The organism is Treponema succinifaciens DSM 2489 (assembly GCF_000195275.1).
Lineage (GTDB): Bacteria > Spirochaetota > Spirochaetia > Treponematales > Treponemataceae > Treponema_D > Treponema_D succinifaciens.
The window spans coordinates 278,984-294,654 of sequence record NC_015385.1 but is presented as its reverse complement, the minus strand read 5'-3'; the positions used below and the strand labels follow the sequence as shown (position 1 = coordinate 294,654).

At 40.2% G+C, this 15,671-nt stretch carries 11 protein-coding genes; 4 read left to right on the top strand and 7 right to left on the bottom strand.

Annotation, left to right across the window (positions count from 1 at the left end):
* Positions 1-482: 482 nt before the first annotated feature.
* The 4 genes from TRESU_RS01375 to TRESU_RS15885 form a co-directional block, all read right to left on the bottom strand.
* Complete coding sequence (locus TRESU_RS01375) at positions 483-869, bottom strand: hypothetical protein (RefSeq protein ID WP_148228228.1); 387 nt, start codon at positions 867-869, stop codon at positions 483-485.
* Between the two features lie 164 nt (positions 870-1,033).
* Positions 1,034-1,555, bottom strand: a complete 522-nt coding sequence (locus TRESU_RS01370; protein ID WP_013700537.1) for a hypothetical protein — start codon at positions 1,553-1,555, stop codon at positions 1,034-1,036.
* 20 nt (positions 1,556-1,575) lie between these two features.
* Entirely contained in the window at positions 1,576-3,270 is a 1,695-nt protein-coding gene (locus TRESU_RS01365; RefSeq protein WP_245535684.1) for a phage late control D family protein, read from the bottom strand.
* A 706-nt stretch (positions 3,271-3,976) separates the two neighbouring features.
* Complete coding sequence (locus TRESU_RS15885) at positions 3,977-4,405, bottom strand: transposase (RefSeq protein WP_425358553.1); 429 nt, start codon at positions 4,403-4,405, stop codon at positions 3,977-3,979.
* A gap of 513 nt (positions 4,406-4,918) precedes the next feature.
* Here TRESU_RS15885 and TRESU_RS01355 point away from each other — a divergent pair.
* The 3 genes from TRESU_RS01355 (at position 4,919) to pheT (ending at position 9,419) form a co-directional block, all read left to right on the top strand.
* Entirely contained in the window at positions 4,919-5,248 is a 330-nt protein-coding gene (locus tag TRESU_RS01355) for a hypothetical protein (RefSeq protein WP_013700534.1), read from the top strand.
* A gap of 16 nt (positions 5,249-5,264) precedes the next feature.
* Complete coding sequence (locus TRESU_RS01350; RefSeq protein WP_013700533.1) at positions 5,265-6,176, top strand: IS1595 family transposase; 912 nt, start codon at positions 5,265-5,267, stop codon at positions 6,174-6,176.
* Positions 6,177-7,121: 945 nt separating this feature from the next.
* On the top strand, positions 7,122-9,419 hold the full coding sequence (gene pheT / locus TRESU_RS01345) for a phenylalanine--tRNA ligase subunit beta (RefSeq protein WP_013700532.1): 2,298 nt from the start codon (positions 7,122-7,124) through the stop codon (positions 9,417-9,419).
* Between the two features lie 245 nt (positions 9,420-9,664).
* Here pheT and TRESU_RS01340 read toward each other — a convergent pair whose 3' ends face one another.
* The 3 genes from TRESU_RS01340 to TRESU_RS01330 form a co-directional block, all read right to left on the bottom strand.
* Positions 9,665-10,924 carry a glutamate-5-semialdehyde dehydrogenase gene (locus TRESU_RS01340; protein WP_013700531.1) on the bottom strand — a complete coding sequence of 420 codons (1,260 nt, stop codon included), beginning with the start codon at positions 10,922-10,924 and terminating at the stop codon, positions 9,665-9,667.
* 9 nt (positions 10,925-10,933) lie between these two features.
* Complete coding sequence (locus TRESU_RS01335; protein ID WP_013700530.1) at positions 10,934-11,473, bottom strand: hypothetical protein; 540 nt, start codon at positions 11,471-11,473, stop codon at positions 10,934-10,936.
* 197 nt (positions 11,474-11,670) lie between these two features.
* On the bottom strand, positions 11,671-12,840 hold the full coding sequence (locus TRESU_RS01330; protein ID WP_013700529.1) for a type III PLP-dependent enzyme: 1,170 nt from the start codon (positions 12,838-12,840) through the stop codon (positions 11,671-11,673).
* A gap of 523 nt (positions 12,841-13,363) precedes the next feature.
* Here TRESU_RS01330 and metE point away from each other — a divergent pair.
* Complete coding sequence (gene metE / locus TRESU_RS01320; RefSeq protein ID WP_013700528.1) at positions 13,364-15,637, top strand: 5-methyltetrahydropteroyltriglutamate--homocysteine S-methyltransferase; 2,274 nt, start codon at positions 13,364-13,366, stop codon at positions 15,635-15,637.
* Positions 15,638-15,671: the final 34 nt, after the last annotated feature.

Sequence of the window (15,671 nt, the reverse complement as noted above, 5' to 3'; positions counted from 1 at the left end):
GGCATTTTGCAATACCTCTTGTTTTATCTTTTTGTATGCAATGAATTATACAATGGCCTGGTGATTTAGTTAATAGCTAAAAAATAATCTTGACCTTTTAGCTTTATATGCTTAGAATTTATGCATGGTGCTTGGAGCATTCGTGTTTTAAATATCAGTTTGAGTTTATATCCTGCGCGCTCAATTCCAAACCTAACTAGACTTCAAAAAAAATCAAATTAGATTCACAAAGCAATGTGACTAGATTATGGTGCTTAACACTGTAGTAATTGTATATGATTTCTAAAGGTACAGGCTACTATGCCTTACGCTACAGTTTGTCCGGGCTTGTTATACAGCTTGTCTGTAGTGGCTATACAGTCTGTCTGGGGCGTAAGCACAATCAGGCTGGGGCAATATGCACAGGCAGAATGGGATGTGGGAATTTGGAATTATTATATTCTTTGATTTTCTCCATACAATATATAGTCCAATTCTCTGATTTATCTACGTCTGTACAGTTTGCTTACACCAATTATTCTGCCATTTTCATCATATATATCATACATACACTTTTTTGGTGCATTATAAAAAGTTTCTTTGAGGGTTTTATATGGAGCAGGATCAAATTCTGGGACATTCATATAAAAATCAAAAAGTTCTTGATAATTGTCAAGCAAGTATTTTACAGATTTTCCCATCAGCTCGATTTCTCTCTTGTTGGCTGAACTTGAATCGTATTTATCCTCTGTTCCATAATGAATTATTTCTAAAAGATACCATCCATTTATATGATACACAGACTCATAAATTAAATCATTGTTTTTATCATATTGACAACCTGCAATATACATACGAACACCATTTTTTAGCGTAACATCAAAATCCATTACATTTTTCCAATCCTCTGTATCATAATAATGATTTACAGATACGACATTTTTATTACTAGAAAATTCATTAACAATGGAGTCCCTTGTTTCAGCTGAATAATTATCTGAACAAAAATGAAATATTAGAACTATAAAAAAAAGATTTAGATATGTAAGTATTGTCATAAGGTTTTTGCAAGTTTTTCTCTTAATTGCTTCTGATTTTCTAATTTAAAAGATTTTTTCCAATCCAAAGAGTTTTTTAAGTCTTTCATAGCAGATTCCCACCAGCTTTCTAATTCAGCGCCAGGCAGATTCTGGTTTAGGTATACCTTTGAATAATCTTTGTTTTTATCCCAAATATTATTCTCGATATACTTTATCATATTACATGTCACATCAACAACACGGCTAACAATATCTGTAATTCTGTATTCAACTTCGCCCTTTTTATTTCGCCATAATTTGAAACTTACCCAGGCAGGAGCGTGCGCTGATACTTTTACTATCGTTCCGTCTTTAAATATAGCTCCGTCAAATTTTCCTCTTAGTTTGCTATGAGGAGCAATAACTACATTGTGCAGGTTATAGTCAGCTTCTCTGTCTTCCAACCGCAAAATAACATAATCATCAGTATCATTAATTACTCCCTTAAAAGCAACATAAACAACAAATTCTATATTCATACGTAAAACTACAGTCATTTTGAGTTCCTCTCAAATTTTTAATTAGCATCCAGTTCAATAGAATATTTGCCAAATAATAAATCCTTTAAATATACATACCCATTTTCATCGCTTTTACATTTTATGATTGTGCCGTCTTCTTTTAGAATTCTCACAGGAACATTTGAAAATATTCTATCAGATTCAGTTTCCTTTAATTGAAATTTTATCCATCCCCTTACATCCAGCTGTGGGCTTTCATCACTTTCCACTCCATCGCACTCAACAGTAAACGCATATTCGGGCAGAGTGTAGCCTTTTTCTTCAATCTCTTTCTGGCTTTCGGTGTCGTCGTTGTCCTCCATGTAAACGACTTTCCAATCACAACGAATTTTTCCGTCCTGTACTTTGTCGGTGAGAACTGTTAAATCATCGTCATTTCCGTCGTCATCTTTCTCAACGATTCTGATTGTTGCTGTCGCCCCGTCGTCAATGTCCGTTACATCAGCGCAAAGGTAAACTTCATCGCCGACAAGTGCTTTTGTAATTGTCTGACCGTCAGCGTCTTCCCAATGCGGATTTGTTATTGTAGGGTTCTTTTCAGCAGGAGCGTTTTCTGAATCATCTTGATTTTCCACCTGGCTACCACCCGCAGAAGCTGCCGTAGCGTTCTCTCCCTGTGTGCCGTTAATCTGGTTGTCCGCCCGCTCCCTGTCTATCTTGCTCGCCGTTCCGCTCCTGTTGCACACCTCGCAGAAATTCCTTATCAGGTGGCATCTCGTTATGAATCCGCCCTGCATGTCTAGCGTGTGCTCCACGCTCTCAATCAGGTACTCGCCGTCGCTCTGCTTCCCGACATATTTCACCGTGAGGCGGTTGCCCGGCTTTATGCGGTAGTTCCCCTGTGTCTTTATGTCGCAGCTCTGGAACTTGAACGAGCGGTTCTGGATGTACGCCTTTGCGACTGCCGCCGCGTCTTCCTCGTCCAGAATCTCCTCGGTTGTAATCTGCTCCGTCCGCTTCGGGTCGTAGCCCTTCGAGTTGTCCTCCCATGAGTATTCGCCGCCGATTCTGAGCGGGATGTCCTTCATCGTAGCCGTCGCCGCGAAGCCACGGCAGTCCATGATGCTCCAGCCAGTGCAGGCCGCTGCCGAAAGCTGCTTTGCTATGCTCGTCCTTGTCCTCGCGCTGATTATGCTCTTCCCCCGTTCGAGGATTACATCGTCGTCGCTCGGCGTTATCTCCGTCTTTACATGAACCGTGCTGCCCTGGCACCAGACCGCCTTCCCGTACCTGTATGCGAGCAGGGTGATGTAGTCGTAGTCCGTAATGTTCCGCTGCTCCGTGTAATCGTGCTTCGGGCCGAATTCCTCGACCTCGGCTTTCAGATTATGATTTGTGATGATTTCTTTTATAATCTGGGCTGTTGTCTTGCTTTCAAATGCCTTTGCGCGTATGCCTTTGTCCAGCCTGTGCAGTTTTGTTTCTATTTGGACTTCCATCTGGGGTGCGCCGTACTCACCGAACCGCGGCACGAAGCCCGTTACCTCGCCTGAGAAAACTTCCTCGACATCGTCTTTGTAGCCGAGATGGACTGAGACCTCGCTCCCCTCGGAGAATACATCATCATTGTCAAAGTCGGTGGCGGGCAGGTCGAAGACGAGGCTCGCCGTCCCGATTGAGTTCAGCCCGTCGTGGATTCTGATGGATTTTAGCGCGCCCTCGTGTTTCCAGCCCAGCCTCGCCCCGTCCACATACGCTATCCATGTCGGGGTCAGCGTTTTGTTCTCTCCTGGCATTTTGCAATACCTCTTGTTTTATCTTTTTGTATGCAATGAATTATACAATGGCCTGGTGATTTAGTTAATAGCTAAAAAATAATCTTGACCTTTTAGCTTTATATGCTTAGAATTTATGCATGGTGCTTGGAGCATTCGTGTTTTAAATATCAGTTTGAGTTTATATCCTGCGCGCTCAATTCCAAACCTAACTAGACTTCAAAAAAAATCAAATTAGATTCACAAAGCAATGTGACTAGATTATGGTGCTTAACACTGTAGTAATTGTATATGATTTCTAAAGGTACAGGCTACTATGCCTTACGCTACAGTTTGTCCGGGCTTGTTATACAGCTTGTCTGTAGTGGCTATACAGTCTGTCTGGGGCGTAAGCACAATCAGGCTGGGGCAATATGCACAGGCAGAATGGGATGTGGGAATTTGGAATTATTATATTCTTTGATTTTCTCTATACAATATATAGTCCAATTCTCTGCTTTATCTACGTCTGTACAGTTTGCTTACACCAATTATTCTGCCATTTTCATCATATATATCATACATACACTTTTCAGGAGCATTATAAAATCAAAAACAATCCAACTCGTTTCAGTATATTTTATTTTGTTTTTAATTGGCAAAGATACAATAAAAATAATTAAAGTAAAAAGAAATATATAAATTAAATCTTCTTAAAAAAAGAATTTTTAAAAAACATACGTGATAAGTCCAGCTCCGGCTGTAAACAGTTTACGGCCGGGGGTTTCCCAGGAGGGATTCCGGCGAACCATCCGAACAAATCCTTGCGCTGGAAAAGGCATACGGAAAGCTCGCAGACAAAATGCGTGAAATTCTTGGCGGCATTCCTGCTCATCTGGCGCAGTTTCAGATACAGAAGATAAATTATAAGTGCAATCCAGATCTGGGTCTTCACGGCGTTCTCTGTTTTTCCGTAGAACTTCTTGATCCTGAGATTCTGCTTGATGGTCTTGAAGAAGATTTCGATGTTCCATCTTGCCCTGTAAAGTCTCGCGATATGGTAGGCCGTGCGGTCGAAGATATTCGTGAGAATTGTGATTTCGTTCCCGGTGGCTTCGTCTTTTGATTTTATAATCCGCAGAGGAAACGGACATTTTACGGCTGTCTGCGCTCCGGTAAAACGGATTGTCTGGTCAAGGGTTGTCAGCTTTGAGCGGGCAATGTGTTATACTTGTTCATGTCTGTAATTCCTTATGTGATAAATTTTTGTTTGGTGATAAAATCTTATCACGGATTACAGACTTTAAAAAGTACTTAATTTATTTTGGACAGTAGTGAAATTCCATCTAACAATATTTTACGGAATTATCCCCTCATACACTCTTAATATAACATAAAATTCGACAAATTTTCATATTTTTTTTTACATTTTTATTTGATTTTTATTGACATAATAATCAAGATGTATTATATTATAAACATCAGGAGGTAATAGAAATGTGAAACGAAAAAAGAAAAAACTGTGGTCAAGAGCAGACAAAATCGCCTTGCTGGTTTTTCTGCTAGAACTTCTAAAGTTCATACTTGACCTGGTTTCTAAGCTGTCTGCTTAGTTTTCCACCGTTCATAGATACCGCCAATATCTATGAACGGTTTAAAAATAATCAAATTATATAGGAGTGTCAATAATGAACAGAATGGAAAAAATACTGATAGCAATTTTAATTCTTCAAGTTTTGGATATTGCGTTAAGGTTTATAATGTAGGTGATTTTATGGAAAAAACAACACAGCACGGCGGAACAAGAGCCGGAGCAGGCAGAAAAAAAGGAAGCACAACAAATAATACAGGATATAAAAACGGACGGATTGTCATTTCCTGCCTTGAATCTGAGGAAATGGCAATAAAACAAAAAGCAAAAGAACAGAATAAAACAGTAAGCAGGTTGATTATTGATTCTGTTTTGAAAAACTAAAAAGCAGGAGGCATATATGACATTCTTTGATTTTATGATAAAGTTTCCGACTGAAAAAGCCGTTATAAAATACTTTCTCAAAATCAGATATAACGATGTTCTTATATGCCCTCACTGCGGTTCAAAAGTTCGTGTTCAGCACAGAAATGACAATCTAAAACTTTGTAACTGCCATAACTGCAATAATACATTCTCACCATTCAAAAACACAATCTTTGAAAAGTCATCAACAGACCTGCGTAAATGGTTCTATGCAATCCATTTATTTTTGAATTCTAAAAAAGGAATTTCCGGCTTGCAGTTACAGCGTGAAATCGGCGTAACATATAAAACAGCGTGGAGAATGCTCAAGCAGATACGCTCTGCAATGGGAAACACTGATATGTCAAAAGCATTTGAAGCAATGGTCGAAATTGACGAAACATATATCGGCGGTAAACCTAGAAAAATGAACGGCGAAACAGAGCCTTCAAAGCGTGGACGTGGAACTAAAAAAACTCCTGTTGTAGGTGTAAAAGAAAGAAGTTCAAGCCACGTATTCGCAAAGGTAGCACTTCCAAACGAAGAAGGCAAGAAACTTACAGGAAAGCAGCTTTTCAATATTCTTGACAGCGTATGCAAGAAAGACGCAACGGTTCTGACCGATGATTTTAGAGGCTACAATTTTATGAACCATAAAAACACAAATAAAAACAACTACTACAGAATCAGCGTAAATCATTTAGAAAGCATTTACAGCCTCGGCAACGGACTTCATACAAACGGAATTGAATCGTTCTGGGCACTGTTGAAGCGTGGAATTCTCGGAATTTATCATCACGTTTCTGTAGACTACTTGCAGGAATATGTAAACGAATTCTGTTTCCGGCAGAACAACGGAACAAGCTCATTTGATGTACTGTTAAAGCAGGGGATATTTGCGGCATAATTCAATATTGATTTAAATCCTTGAAATGTATAGTATAAAGATAAAGCCTTTCTTTTTGGCGAAAGAAAGGCTTTTGAAACGGATTATCAGATACTTTTGGGAAACGGCAATCTGATATTTATTAACAAAGGGAACAAATGTTCTCGCTTTTTGTATAATATTAAGCATTTATAAGTTATTTGTCAATATGATACAGAAAGCCTCTTAAAAGGATAAATTTAATGAGGTGTAAAAAAAATTACATTGATTTTTATGATGAACATTTTTTTGATTTAATATGGAAAGATTTTGAATTTTAGCATATAATAAAAAAACAAGAAATATAGTTTTGTCGTTTGTAATATTTCTTGTTTTTTTTAATAACTAAGAGTGTGTTAGGGGATAATTCCGATATTTTATAATGATTTGCTCGGATATCACGATAAGTCTTTGAGTGTCTATGAAATTCGAGATGGTTACTATGATAAGCAGATAGTACAGACATTCTACCGGTATGTTTTTTTGAAGCTGTAATTTGAAAATTACATGTCTTCGCAGGGCAAACGCATTATAAATGTATTCAGCATAAAACTGGCTCCCAGACACGGTTTTCTGGTTCAAAATCGCGCAATAATGGGGATGTCCAATAAGTATCTTTTTTGTCATTTATAGGCTTTTATAGACTTGACCCGAAATTCTAAATGCATATATTACAATCATTTAGAAATTGTTCAGCAATGACATTCAGAACTTATTGGACATCCTCTGATTGTTGCAAAGTAACTATAGAATTGCCCGCTCACGCGGTCGCAGCAATCAGAGTGTTTTTGCCCCAGAAACCGTTCCTTCGCGCAAACTTTACTTAAATTATTTATAATGCGTTTGCCCTGCATGTCTTCGTTCCCCTAATTGCAGTTTTGCCATTGTTGTAATATAATCTATGCACACTATTTAATAGAGGAAACCATGCCTAAGATTGAAGTCAACGAAAAACTTTTTTTTAATTTGCTTGGAACTAAATACGACTGGGATACTTTTGAAAAGAAGCTTACATTTGCAAAAGCCGAACTTGATGAAAAGCCTGATGAATCTGCTCCGGAAAATGAGCGTGTTATAAAAATTGAGCTGAACGACACAAATCGTCCTGACTTGTGGTCTGCCGGAGGAGTTGCAAGATGTCTTCGCGAGCATGAAGGAAAAGGTCATTCAGACTACAGCAAATTCATGTCGTATGAAGGCAACCTAAAAGACACAGGAAACCGTCTTGCTGTTGTTGATCCGGCTTTAAGGCATATCAGGCCGTTTATGGTTTCTTTTGTTATAAGCGGAAAACCTATAGACAACGCAATGCTTATTGACATTATGCAGACTCAGGAAAAACTTGCCTGGAACTTTGGACGCAAAAGAAAAACAATTTCAATGGGCGTTTACCGCGCCGAAAATTTAAAGTGGCCGGTTCATTTTATTGCGGCAGATCCAGACAAGGTGAGCTTTGTTCCGCTTCAGGGTGAAGAAAAACAGACTTGCCGTGAAATTCTTGAAAATCATCCAAAAGGAAAAGAATACGGTTGGATTTTAAAAGACTTTGAAAAATATCCGGTTTTGCAGGACGATTCCGGCGAAATTATGAGCATGAGCCCTATAATCAATAGTGCGACTTTGGGACAGATTGAAGTTGGCGACAAGGACTTGATGGTTGAGCTTACCGGCATTGACATGAAAGACTTGATGCTTGCAGCGAACATTGTTGCCTGTGATTTTGCAGATGCAGGCTATGAAATTCTTCCTGTAAAAGTTCACCACGAATATGACACTGGATTTGGAAACGATGTCGTCATTCCTTATTATTTCCAGCAGACAACAAAAGCCCGCCTTTCCGCAATAAACAAAAAGCTTGGCAGTTCTCTTTCCGAAGATGAAGTGAAAGATGCTCTTGTGCGCATGGGAAGCAAAGTTGATGTTTTAAATGAAAACGGCGAAACTGTTTTTGTTGTGCATCCAGCTCCTTACCGCAACGACTTTTTGCACGAAGTTGATGTTATTGAAGATGTTATGATTGGAAAAGGACTTGATTTCTTTAAGCCTGAAAAGCCGAACGACTTTACAATCGGACGTCTTTTGCCAATTACCGTTTATAGCCGCAAAGTAAAAAACATAATGGCTGGAATCGGCTATCAGGAAATGATTTTCAATTACCTTGGCTCAAAGAAAACTTATATCGACAATATGGGAATCGATGGAAAAAATGTAATTGAAATTGCAAATCCGATGAGTGAAAATTATCAGTTTATCCGTCCGTCGATTATCGCTTCTCTTTTTGAAGCCGAAGCCCAGAGCGGAAACGCAGTTTATCCTCACAAAATTTTTGAAGTCGGAAAAATCGCATTCATCGATGAAACTGAAAATACCGGCACAAAGACAATTCAGAGCCTTGGATTTCTTACTGCTTCCAACAATGCAAACTTCAACGAGGCTGCAAGCGAAGTAAGCACAATCCTTTATTACCTAGACCATAAATATGAAGTTCATGAAACAAATGATCCGCGCTTTATTCCGGGACGTCAGGCTGGAATTATGGTAAACGGAAAGCAGGCTGGAATTTTTGGAGAAATTCATCCGCAGATTCTTGAAAACTGGCAGGTTGGAGTTCCTTGTGTTGCCGGAGAAATTGACCTTGAATATCTTATGGCGACAGAACCTAAAGAGCACAGCCAGAACGTTCAGTCAAAAGAAGAGCCTAAGCCTGAATCTGCCGCGCCGAAAATTGACCCGGTTGAATATTTTAACAAGCACATTGAGCTTAAAGTTGCAAAAATTTTGAGCGTGGAAACAAATCCGCAGGGCGACAAGCTTTACATTGAGCATCTTGACGACGGAAGCGGAACAGAGCGCATTATTCAGTCTGGATTGCGTCCTTATTTAAAGGAAGAGGAGCTTTTGGGAAAACACGTTATTATTGCCGCCAACCTTGCCCCAAGAAAAATGAAGGGCGTTGAAAGCCGTGGAATGCTGCTTGCCTCTGACTATGTGGAAGACGGCGTTGAAAAAGTTGAGCTTTTGACAGCTCCTTGGGCTGCTCCTGGAACTCAAGTTGTTCTTGAAGGTTTTGAGCCTTCAGAAAAGCCTGCAAAAATCGACATAGACAAGTTCTGCAAAGTTGAATACAAGATTGTAAACAAAATGGCACAAGCCGCCGGAAAAAATCTTGTTGCCGCCGGAAAACCGATTGTGATGGAAAAAACAGTCAACGCAGATATTGAATAGTTTAAAACAAGCTGGATTGTTGACTGAGTTTCTTCCAGAAACATCGCAGTATCAATTACGGTAATGACAAAAAACAGAAGACCGTCTGAAAAGGCGGTCTTTTTTTGTATGAAAGAAAAAAGGTCATTTAAAATAAGCGTGGTAATCTAAAAAAACACACACCGGGTTTTCTAAAATTCTCGGCGTGAAATTTAAAAAGTACGGCGTGTTTTTAATAAATTCTCGCCGAAAATTTTCAGTTGTTTTTATCTAATCTGGCCGTTTCCATCGATTAGGAATTTTGTTGTGGTCAAGGCTTCGGCTCCCATAGGACCTCTGGCATGAAGTTTTTGCGTGCTGATTCCAAGCTCTGCTCCAAAACCGAAAACTCCGCCGTCTGTAAATCTTGTGCTTGCATTCACGTAGATGCAGGCTGCGTCAATTTGCTGCTGGAACATAAGCGCGTGGCTTCTGTCGTTTGTGGCAATGCATTCGCTGTGCTTGGTGTTGTGGGCGTTTATAAATTCAATTGCCTGCTCTGTGGATTCAACTTGGCGGACGGCAACAATAAAGTCAAGGAATTCAAAGCCAAAGTCGGAATCAGTTGCTTCATTTAAATTTTTGTAGCCGGCATTTTGCAGAACAGAATAACATTCCTTGTCTGCGCGGATTTGAACTTTTTCATCAAATTCCTTTGCAAGAAGCACAAGAAATTCTTTTAAAATTTTTTTATTTACAAGAACTGTTTCAATTGCGTTGCAAGCTCCCGGACGCTGCATTTTGGAATTCTGTGCAATTTTAGCCGCATTCTCAAGATTTGCGCTTTCGTCAACATAAAGGTGGCAGACTCCGGCTCCAGTCTGAATTACCGGAACTTTCGCATTTTCAACAACAAGATTTATAAGTTTTGCAGAACCGCGCGGAAGAACTACATCGATTTTTCCGACTGCATTGAGAATTTCGTTTACTTCGGAATGATTGCCGGATTCACACAAATACAACGCTGACTCAACGCCATCTTTTCCAGCATTTTTTAGTCCATCTTTGATTGCCTTTACTACGGCTTTGTTTGAATTCAGCGCAGAAGAAGAACCGCGCAAAAGAATAGAATTTCCACTTTTGTAGGCAAGTGCAAACGCATCCGCTGTAACGTTCGGGCGGCTTTCGTAAATAATTGCTGCGACTCCAAGCGGAACTCTTATTTGACGGATTTCCATTCCGTTCGGAGCTTTCCATCCGTCAACAATTTTGCCAACAGGATCTTTTTGCTGAATTACAATTTTGATTCCGTCCAGAATATCATTGAACTTTTTTTCATTTAGAGCCAGGCGTTCAACAAGGGATTCCGAAGTTCCTTTTGCACGTGCGTTTTCCACGTCAATTTGGTTTGCGTTTAGAATTTCCTGCTTATTTTTTAAAATTGCCTCGGAAACACATTTTAACGCATTGTTTTTCTGAAGCTCTGTATGAAGCGCAAGTTGTGCCGCTCCTTTTTTTAATTCAGCGCAAATTAAATCAAGCTCCATGAATTCCCTCTAATAGTTTGCCAAAAAATAAATTCCAAGCAAAATGGCAATTCTTGAGCGTTCACTTGACCACTGCGCATCCCGCGGAAGGCTTTTTACATACCACCAGAAAATTCCAAATTCCGGATCGATTCTAAGCGCGTATTCTGGAAAATCTTTTGCCTTTGCCTGATTTCCGAACATAAGGTAAACAACATTGTCTAATATAGAAAAAAACTGAGGATAAGCCTTGATATAATCTTTTGAATTTAGCTGAATGCGGAATTCTTCAAGCTGATAAAGAATTTGCGCCTTAAGTTCTTCGTCAGATTTTTCAACCCAGGTTTTCTGAATCAAAAGCACAAGGTTATTGTTAAAGCTGGAAACGAGTTTTGATTCCGCATCTGAATTTTTATCAGCGATTTCTTTGAATGCCTGTCCTGCGTCAAAAATATCTGCAAACTGTACAGAAGAAGAAAGAGCCGCATTATCCGAAGTTGATTCGATAAGATTTTTCAATGCCTTGAGCGAATCATTATCCACAAATTTTTCTATAAGATTTTCTGACATGAAAACATTATAAATTTTTACTTTCGTTGTTGCAATGGGTTGAAATTTGTTTTTAGGATTTATGCGTTAGCGATTGGAATGGTTGCGAAGCAAGTGCATGGCACCGAAGACGCGTAAGGCGTCGTAGCCATGGAAAGCGCGACCCGTTTTTACGGGTAACGCCCAAAAATTTAAAAACTGCCTTTTGCAGGCATTTTTTACATAAAATAGGTTTTTATCGGAGGAAATCCATTGAATGCGACCGAGGCATAAGTGGAGGTGTAGGCTCCTGTTGAAAGCCAGTAAACTTTGTCTCCTGCTTTTAGCGAAACTGGAAGCTTGTACTTTGCGTTTTCGTACATTATGTCCATGCTGTCGCAGGTTGGGCCGGCGATGATTACTTCGCCTTCTTTTTTTTCGGGAGCGTCCTGGCTTGTTATTACCGGGTATTTTATGGATTCGTCGAGAGTTTCTATAAGTCCGTTGAATTTTCCTGAGTCAAGGTAAACCCAGCGTGCAAGGGCGGTGTTGTTTTTTCGTGAAGTCAGAATTACTTCGCTTGTGAGGATTCCGCTGTCGCCTACGAGTGAGCGGCCCGGCTCGAGGATTATCTGTGGAATTTCATCTCCAAAGTCATCGTGAAGGTAGCGTGAGATTTCTGAAGCGTAAACGCTAAGGTCGTTCGTTGGATCGATGTATGACGCTGGAAATCCGCCTCCCATGTTTATCATTGAAAGTTTGATAGATTCTTCTTCTTCAAGCGAATTAAAAAGATATTTTGCCTTTGCGATTGCGTCGTTCCATTGTCCAATGTCGCGCTGCTGGCTTCCGACATGAAAACTGATTCCGTAAGGAACAAGCCCAAGGTCGCGGGCCATTACAATCAGGTCGTAAGCCATGTCCGGGTGGCAGCCGAATTTTCTGGAAAGAGGCCAGTCTGCTGTGGCGGAATTTTCAACGAGGATGCGCACATAGATTTTGCTTCCCGGCGCGAATTCCGCAATGTTCTTTAAATCGTCGCGGCTGTCGGTTGCGAACATTCGGACGCCTTTGTCGTAAAAATATTTTATGTCTTTTGCTTTTTTGATTGTGTTTCCGTAGGAAAGTCTGTCGGGCGAAACGTTAAATTTTGAAATCAAGTCAAGTTCGTATCTTGAGGCTATATCGAAGTTTGAGCCCAAATCCGAAAGAAGCTCGAGGACAGGTTCTCCGGGATTTGCCTTTATTGCATAGAAAATTCTCGCATAAGGAAAAGAGTCCTTAAGGGTTAAAAAATTCTTTTTAACTTTGTTAAGGTTAATTACGATATTCGGAGTTTCTAAATCCTTTGAGAACTCTAAAAAACGGGACCAGTCTTTGTCGCTAACGTAGTCTTTGCGGTTAAACATTACATATCTCCTGTAATGTCAGATAACAGCCTTTTTTGGCCGCGCGCTGCACAGAGAACCCTGTTTTTTTTCAGCGTTAATGCGGATAGTAACAGATTTTTATCATCGAATAAATGATTTTTGGAAAAAAACGGCTTTTTTTTATAAAAAATTATATTCATTATACCCTGTTTTTGCTCGAAATGGCTCGGTTGTATAAGTTTCTTCAAGAAGGTCTGCCTGTTCTATAACCTTCTGTGCATATCTAATGAATATTTTGCCCTCATTGGTTGTTTCAACACCTTTGTTCGTATGTGAAAAAATTTTTATTTTCTAGCTGATGGATTGCCTGTGTAAGACTTGGCTGAGAAATAAACAGGTGTTATGCAGTTGCTGAAACACTGCCTTCTTCTGAAACTGCCACTACATATTTTAATTGCTGTAGGGGCATGCTGCTATTCTGTACTTGCCATAGTTTAAACCTATATTAAACTGTAAAAAACTTATATTTTTCATTTTTTTTTAATTCAATTATATTTTGGCTATGAGTAAAACACGTATATCTGTAATTGGTTATCCTAGAATTGGTTCTTTGCGCGAACTTAAATTCGCCTCTGAAAAATATTTTGCAAAAGAAATTTCTCAGGAAGAATTGAACAAAGTCGCCCATGAGCTTAAGCTTTCAAACTGGCACACTCAGAAAAACGACGGAATTGATTTTATTTCTTCAAACGACTTTTCTTTTTATGACGGAATGCTCGACACTGCCTTTATGCTTGGAGCTATTCCGGAAAGATACAAAAAACTCGGACTTTCAAAACTCGACACGTTCTTTGCGATGGCGCGCGGCTATCAGGAAGGCGGAAACGACGTTACGGCTCTTCCAATGAAAAAATGGTTCAATACAAACTACCACTACATTGTGCCGGAATTTGACGACAGCACTGAACTTGCTTTGGACGCAACAAAAATTCTTGAAGAATTCAACGAGGCAAAAGAAACAGGCACAGAGACAAAAATAAATGTAATCGGTCCATACACATTCCTTAAGCTTGCGCACTATAAGGGAACAAAAAATTTATGCGCCTATGCGGAAAAAGCCGCAAATCTTTACAAGGAGCTTCTGGCGAAAGCTGCGGAAGCCGGCGCAAAATGGGTTCAGATTGAAGAGCCTGCCCTTGTTCATGACACAACAGCCGACGACAGAGTTCTTTTTGAAAAACTCTACAAAATCGTGCTTGACGAAAAAAAACTGAGCGTACTTCTTGAGACATATTTCGGCGACATCCGCGACAGCTACAAGACTGTCACAGAACTTCCGTTCGATGCCATAGGACTTGATTTTATAGAAGGAAAAGAAACTTTGAATCTTCTTCAGAAAGAAGGTTTCCCTAAGGACAAAATTCTTTTTGCCGGTGTTGTAAACGGAAAAAACATCTGGAAAAACAACTACGCAAAAACAATTGAACTTGTGAACAAAATCAAGGCGGCCACAGAAGCGGAAGTAGTTCTTTCAACCTCATGCTCGCTGCTCCACGTTCCTTACACAATCAGAAACGAAATCAAACTTTCAAGCGATATTCTAAAGCACTTTTCTTTTGCGCGCGAAAAACTATTTGAGCTTACAGATCTTTCCCGGATTATCGACGGAAAAGACCCTAATTCAAATCTTTTTAACAGAAACCAGGATTTGTTCAAGAACGAACGCGTCCAGGAAAATTCTGTGCTTGCCTCAAAAATCAACGGACTTGGCGAAAAGGACTACACTCGTCTTCCTGCATTTGAAGAACGCGAGGAAATCCAGAAAAATGCCCTGAACCTGCCGCTGTTCCCTACAACAACAATCGGCTCATTTCCGCAGACAAAAGATGTTCGCGCAAACCGCAGCGCATTCAAAAAAGACCAGATTACAGCCGGGCAGTACAAGGAATTCAACAAAAACAAGATTGCGGAATGCATTAAGCTTCAGGAAGAGCTTGGTCTTGACGTTCTTGTTCACGGCGAATACGAACGAAACGACATGGTTGAATACTTTGGCGAAAACCTTGAAGGATTCCTCTTTACAGAAAAAGCGTGGGTTCAGTCTTACGGAACACGCTGCGTAAAACCGCCGGTAGTATGGGGCGACGTTTCAAGAAAATCAGCCATCACAGTTGAATGGTCGACATTTGCGCAGAGCTGCACAAGCGCTCCGGTAAAAGGAATGTTAACAGGACCGGTAACAATCTTGAACTGGTCATTCCCGCGCGAGGACATCAGCCTAAAGACACAAGTTCTGCAGATTGCGCTTGCAATCCGGGAAGAAGTTCTTGACCTTGAAAAGAACGGAATCAAAATCATCCAGATTGATGAAGCCGCATTGCGCGAAAAACTTCCGCTGCGACATTCAGACTGGCACACAGAATACCTTGACTGGGCAATCCCGGCGTTCCGCCTTGTACATTCCGGCGTAAGACCAGAAACCCAGATTCATACACACATGTGCTACAGCGAATTCAACGACATTATCAAAGACATTGACAACATGGACGCGGACGTAATCACATTTGAAGCAAGCCGCGGAGACCTTACAATTCTTTCCGCTCTTAAGGAAAACAATTTCCGCACGCAGGTTGGCCCGGGCGTTTACGACATCCACAGCCCTCGCGTTCCAACCGTAGAAGAAATCGTTTCTGCCGTTAAAAAAATGGAAAATTACGTTCCGAAACAGAAGCTCTGGATAAATCCGGACTGCGGACTCAAGACCCGCGGCGAAAAAGAAACAGTTGCCAGCCTTAAAAACCTTGTTGCCGCCGCAAAAATCGTAAGGAACGAATAGTTTTTTATAAAACTCTTACCGGGCAAGTCCCGCC

Bases quoted from the DNA above. Each gene is read 5' to 3' on its own strand.
- TRESU_RS01335 (WP_013700530.1), bottom strand. From the start codon at position 11,473: ATGTCAGAAAATCTTATAGAAAAATTTGTGGATAATGATTCGCTCAAG.
- TRESU_RS01370 (WP_013700537.1), bottom strand. From the start codon at position 1,555: ATGACTGTAGTTTTACGTATGAATATAGAATTTGTTGTTTATGTTGCT.
- TRESU_RS01350 (WP_013700533.1), top strand. From the start codon at position 5,265: ATGACATTCTTTGATTTTATGATAAAGTTTCCGACTGAAAAAGCCGTT.
- TRESU_RS01375 (WP_148228228.1), bottom strand. From the start codon at position 869: ATGGATTTTGATGTTACGCTAAAAAATGGTGTTCGTATGTATATTGCA.
- TRESU_RS01355 (WP_013700534.1), top strand. From the start codon at position 4,919: ATGAACGGTTTAAAAATAATCAAATTATATAGGAGTGTCAATAATGAA.
- pheT (WP_013700532.1), top strand. From the start codon at position 7,122: ATGCCTAAGATTGAAGTCAACGAAAAACTTTTTTTTAATTTGCTTGGA.
- TRESU_RS01340 (WP_013700531.1), bottom strand. From the start codon at position 10,924: ATGGAGCTTGATTTAATTTGCGCTGAATTAAAAAAAGGAGCGGCACAA.
- TRESU_RS01330 (WP_013700529.1), bottom strand. From the start codon at position 12,840: ATGTTTAACCGCAAAGACTACGTTAGCGACAAAGACTGGTCCCGTTTT.
- metE (WP_013700528.1), top strand. From the start codon at position 13,364: ATGAGTAAAACACGTATATCTGTAATTGGTTATCCTAGAATTGGTTCT.